Below are 4,304 nucleotides of genomic sequence, written 5' to 3' on the forward strand. Positions count from 1 at the left end.
TTGCTTTGGCTGTCACCCTCCTTTATTTCTTCAGCATACTTTCTGACACACCACCCATGCGTCACTTAGCGCCTTACCAAACTGGGCTATGGCTGGCGGAGTATGGAGACATACGCTGCCAGTTATGCCGTGTTTACCGTAGTACACCACAATATCAGCTACCCCAATTATCACAGCTATCGCAGCAGCATTTGCCATCACATAGCGCTGATATACTCAATGTCACTTCTAGCATTAGACCCTCAAATAGCGTTAGACTGCCAAGCAACAATACTTACGTTACTAAGCTCCGCCTTTATATCAATCGCCGTCTAAGCAGCGGTTTATTATGTGCGCATTGTCATCATAGTATGGTTTGGTTACCCAAGCCTTTTGACGTGGATATCGCTGCTGGTACGGCACTGACCATTCAAACCGCTACTTATTACGATTATCCCATGCGTCAGGCTATCAGAGCTTTTAAGCATCACGAAGATATGACCAAGCTACCACTGCTACTGCATGCCTTGCGTCAATTACCCCGTCCTCACGGCTGTCATCATGATAATAGCGTCATTGTCGCTATGCCGACTACCAACCAACGATTGGTCAAACGCGGATTTGACCCTGTCAGTATCTTATCAGCACAACTGTCTAAGCATTGGCAAATACCGCTGTGGCATGGCATCAAGCGTATCGACAACACTATAAGCCAGCAAGGGCTGACACGAGCTGAGCGCTTAAGCAATTTAGATAATGCTTTTGCGCTTATCGAGACACCACCCGTCAAGCGTTTATTGTTCTTCGATGATGTCTCGACTACAGGGGCGAGCTTGCAGGCCCTAGCGCGTACCCTATATGTCTCGTCTGATATAACCTCATCAATAAATACCCAAGCCCTCCATAAATACCATCTCTTTGCTTATGCATTGGCGCATGGAAGTCAATCATAAAAACCGCCAGTCTCTATTCGTAACCACTAATATGTTGCTAATATGTTGCCGTAACGCTATATTGTTAAAATTAATATAGTAATTTGTTAAATATTAACCGTGTAAGTGCTTCATTGCTCGATAAAACCTATTAACAAATTAATGAATAATAGCTGTCTTAGAGCATTTGCTCATTGCTCAGCATTTTATGCGAAGTTATCACTACATATCATGGAACAAAAATTGCATGGTATATAGTGAGTAGACGGCAAAAATCAGCGACCTATCATTATGGTTAAACCAGTATTCGTGTCATGTAAGTATTAGGGTCATATCAATAGTGGCAGTTATAAATGTAGTTATAAACAGGAATTTGATGTGAACGCATCTGCGAATAACCGATTATCTAAGCTAAGCATGACCAGCTCAGGGTTTACTCTGATTGAGCTGATGGTAACGATTGCTGTGCTTGCTATTATTGTGAGCATCGCTGCGCCTAATATTAGCAATCAGTTGGCAAATCAAAGAGTGAAGTCGACGACTGCTACGCTGGTTAATGCGTTAAAAGAGGCTAAAGTTGAGAGCGTGATTCGTCGACAAGTAATTACTGTAACTATTAATAATAATAGTACCAATGCAGGTACTCTTGTCCTCGAAGATGCCAAGGAAAACTTAATTGGCACTTATACGTATGATGCCAAAAGTACTATTAGCGGTAAAGACAGTAAGAATAAAGCTAAAAGCGTTTCAGTATTTAGTCCTGATAAAACTGCTGATAATGAAGTGACGTACAACATTTGCGATAGCAATACCTCCGCTGCGCCTAGACAAATAGAAGTGAGTAAACTGGCGGCGATTAATACTGAGCTTGGAGGAACCTGCTAATGTATAAACTCAGCTCGCAGCGTGGGGTAGGTTTAGTAGAAGTACTAGTCGCTTTATTATTGCTCGCAGTTGCAGTTTTGGGCTTTACTGCTATGCAGATGGCAGCAGTAAAAGCCACTGATGAGAGTTTAATGCGTACACGAGCTTTAACAGTAATGAGAGGTGGCGCAGAAACAATGCGCACCAATCCTGATGGTATTAATGCGTTTAAAGCAGCGCTAAATGGTAACTCAGACACAGTAAGTATCGATGATAAGAGCATAAAAAAAGATAGCTGCGTACAAAATACTGTTACAGCCCCTGCTGTTAGTGCTAGTTGTACGATTGAACAGTTAGCGACTCGTGATGGCCTGCTATTAAAGTCCTATGCAGTAGCTAATGATATGCTCATTGGTTTGGCTGCTGATGGCTGCCCTGGCACGGTAGGCAGCCAAGTGCGCCAATGCTTTGTTGCCAGTTGGGGCGCGACCACCTTAGCTCTAGACGATAGTGACAAAGCGTGTGCAAATGCTGATGGTACTTATAAAAATGGTGCTGAGTGCTTTATTATGGAGGCGTACTGATGTGGTCTAGTAGGACAGTAAGACAGGGACATAATAGTACCGATCGCCCTTATCAGCAGTCAGGATTTACCTTAATAGAGCTCATGATCTCTTTGATACTCGGCTTGATTATATCGGCAGCAGCGATGCAGGTGTATATCATCAACGTAAAAACCAGTAGTATCCAAGCCAGTGGTAGTGAGCTCCAAGATGCTAGCGTATTTGGGTTACAACAGTTAGAGAGAAAGGTACGCTTAGCCAATCTAGGTAATCCTGAAACCCAAATCACGAGCGCCACTAACAAAGGTGGAGTAGTACTCACCGCCGCCAATCTCGGTATTGCCACTACGCCTTATACCGGTATGGGCTATTTGACCAGACGTGCAGGCGACAGTAGGGGCGGTACTAATGGCTGGACAGGTATCTCAAATATAAAAGATGTACCCAGCGATCAGTTGACTATTCAATATACCAATATAACCGGTAGTCGCATGAATGACTGCGAGGGTTCGACGGTTGAGCTCAATGACACTGTCGTGGAGCGTTACTTTTTACGCCAAAAAACTGACGATACTAGTTCAGGCGATATAAAAAATCTGGTACTTGCCTGTGATGCTGGGCGCGTCAACTTAGTCGGTGGCGTTACTGAACTCACTGATTTTGGTGGAATAGGACAAGAGTTCATTGCCAATGTTGACCAATTTAAAGTGCTATTAGGGATGCATTTTACCAAGGGTGCCAATGCTGGGAAAATGATGTACTTGCCTAGCAGTGCTTATATGAAAATAACTGATGACAAGCCTGCCATCACCGCTATTAAGATGGGGCTTATCGCCCATGGTAGTACGCCTATAGTGGGTAGTGAGGATCAAACTAAGTTTTTGTTATTGGGTCAAGATAATACTCTAGAAACAGACACTACCCGTAAAAACCAAGTACGTAATACCTACGAGACCACCACTTTATTGCGTAATGCTCGTGTCGTTAACATAGATACCAGCTTAAAACCCCAGTAGGGAGACTGACCATGCCAAGCAGCCGTCATTTATCAGGCCTAACCATCATAGATATCCGTAGCGCTGTGGTGTACCGCGAATCAGAGCAAGGCGCAACGCTGATAGTGGTGTTATTGTTTTTGGTGCTCATTATGCTCGCAGGGGCAATTGCGGTTAGACAAAGTAATACCGATCTCAAAGTGGCGACCAGTGACCAAATTAATACTATCTTATTGCAGTCATCAGATAGCGGAAATCAAAAGCTAGAAAACATGATTAATGGTGATCCAGCATCGGAGCAGTATAAAGACGTGACCAGCTCGGCTGGGGTATTTGGGCATTTTTTATTGGATGATAAAAACACTAACAACGAGTTTATTTATTGCTTCAATCCGCGCACCCAAAAATACTTAACGGCCAATGCTACGATTAGAGATCCTAGTGGCGGCTACTGGAGTGGTCTGGATAAGGGCATTTGCAATTATAAAAGTGCTGATGGCTATACCAGTAACAGACAAACCATTGTCACTCAGATGAGCGTCACCACCACTCCGCCCGATCCCAATGCTGAAGCTTTTTCACAGATGGTCATCGGTAAAGAAGTGGAAGACAGAACTAGTAAGCGCTTTAAGTTCGATATCCGTGCTACCTCAGCACTGCCAGCTTATCACGAACCAAAAGATGACAATGGCTCTTGTTTTGATAATAGCAGTATCACTGCCGCTGATGGCAAAAATGCAATGAATGACTGTATGCTAGCGGCGATGACCCCGAGCAAAATGCTCTACGAGCAAGTCGATGTAGAAAACGTCTCCGCCTCTACTACCTGTATCCCATTTGGTAAAGGCTCAGGATCACTAGATAGGAAATGTGTCCTTGCGTCTCCCTAAACCCCTTAGCCTACCGCGCAATTGTGTGTAGTGGCATAATAAAATTGGACAGCTTCTAAGAGGTTATAATAACCCAAAGAA

At 43.8% G+C, this 4,304-nt stretch carries 5 protein-coding genes; all 5 read left to right on the top strand.

Going from position 1 to position 4,304, the window contains the following annotated elements; genetic code table 11:
* Window positions 1-56: 56 nt before the first annotated feature.
* The 5 genes from EI161_RS13495 to EI161_RS13515 all read left to right on the top strand — a co-directional run bounded on the left by EI161_RS13495 (window position 57) and on the right by EI161_RS13515 (window position 4,223).
* Window positions 57-932, top strand: a complete 876-nt coding sequence (locus tag EI161_RS13495) for a ComF family protein (RefSeq protein WP_192524827.1) — start codon at window positions 57-59, stop codon at window positions 930-932.
* Between the two features lie 357 nt (window positions 933-1,289).
* Window positions 1,290-1,796: a prepilin-type N-terminal cleavage/methylation domain-containing protein gene (locus tag EI161_RS13500; protein ID WP_318779327.1), complete on the top strand. Its 507-nt coding sequence runs from the start codon at window positions 1,290-1,292 to the stop codon at window positions 1,794-1,796.
* On the top strand, window positions 1,796-2,359 hold the full coding sequence (gene pilV / locus EI161_RS13505) for a type IV pilus modification protein PilV (protein ID WP_192524828.1): 564 nt from the start codon (window positions 1,796-1,798) through the stop codon (window positions 2,357-2,359). Before EI161_RS13500 ends, pilV begins: the two co-directional genes overlap by 1 nt.
* Window positions 2,359-3,354: a PilW family protein gene (locus EI161_RS13510; protein ID WP_192529782.1), complete on the top strand. Its 996-nt coding sequence runs from the start codon at window positions 2,359-2,361 to the stop codon at window positions 3,352-3,354. The genes pilV and EI161_RS13510 overlap by 1 nt, the downstream gene beginning before the upstream one ends.
* Before the next feature lie 11 nt (window positions 3,355-3,365).
* On the top strand, window positions 3,366-4,223 hold the full coding sequence (locus EI161_RS13515; protein WP_192524931.1) for a pilus assembly protein PilX: 858 nt from the start codon (window positions 3,366-3,368) through the stop codon (window positions 4,221-4,223).
* Window positions 4,224-4,304 lie beyond the last annotated feature (81 nt).

It is taken from the genome of Psychrobacter sp. FME5, from assembly GCF_014861375.1.
Taxonomy (GTDB): domain Bacteria; phylum Pseudomonadota; class Gammaproteobacteria; order Pseudomonadales; family Moraxellaceae; genus Psychrobacter.